The following is an 869-nucleotide window of genomic DNA, read 5'->3' as shown; positions in this document are numbered from 1 at the left end:
GTTTCCAATTTAGCTAATTGTTTTTGTAGTTCTCGCACCTTTCTCTTTCGTTTTTGGTCCAGATATTCATACTGATCTGGAGGCGTAAAGGGCTGATGCTTGACAAGCATATTCCAAATAATGACAGCCAACTTTCTGGCTGTGGCAGAAATAGCAGCCGATCTTCCTTTACGAAAGCATACACGCCTAAAGAAGCTGGTCAGGTAATTATCTTTTAGATTGCCTATGGTATTGGCGGCTTGTCTTAGAGCGATCTTCAGGCGATTACTACCCTTTGGGGTTCGACTGCTAAGAACCTTGCCTCCCGAGACCTTCTTGTTGGGGCAAAGCCTGAGCCAGGAGGCAAACTGTTTGGCGGTGGCGAACTTCTTTACCCCTTCAGATCCTACTTCACTCATTAGAGTCAAGACTGTGGAATGGCTTACCCCCTGAATGGCCAGCAGATCTACACCATCAAAATACTGATAGGCTACCAAATTGAGATCTATGTCTCTGGGTGCATTCTTGTTTACACGCTTATGCACCTTTGTCTCTGTGAATAAGGCCTTTTTTGTATCATCCTGCCCAATATGATCTTCAAGCTGCTTTTTCATTGCTTCATCACAGAGGTTGATCTGTTTTTGCAAGTATTGATACTGATCAAGCTCTTGCTGAAGAGCAAAAAGAAAGTCTCCTCTGTTGTTACTCTGCAGGGCTTTAGCAATCTCTTCCTCTGACTTCTTACAGTTGCCATGCCGGAGACTAGCCAGCTTTTTTGCATCTGTTTCACCTTGACAGATGGCCTCTACTATTCTTAGGCCCGTCAGACCAGTGATATCATTTACCACCACATCTAACCTAAGATTGAGCAGGCGAAGGTACTGCTGCAT

Annotated in this window: 1 protein-coding gene; it reads right to left on the bottom strand. The window is 44.5% G+C overall.

Features of this window, described 5'->3' with window-relative positions:
• On the bottom strand, nt 1-830 hold an 830-nt coding region (locus tag KWJ01_RS28310), incomplete at its 3' end, for a transposase (protein ID WP_224996953.1).
• Nucleotides 831-869 lie beyond the last annotated feature (39 nt).

It is taken from the genome of Cesiribacter sp. SM1, from assembly GCF_020178975.1.
Lineage (GTDB): Bacteria > Bacteroidota > Bacteroidia > Cytophagales > Cyclobacteriaceae > Cesiribacter.
This window is presented reverse-complemented; position numbering and strand designations above follow the sequence as displayed.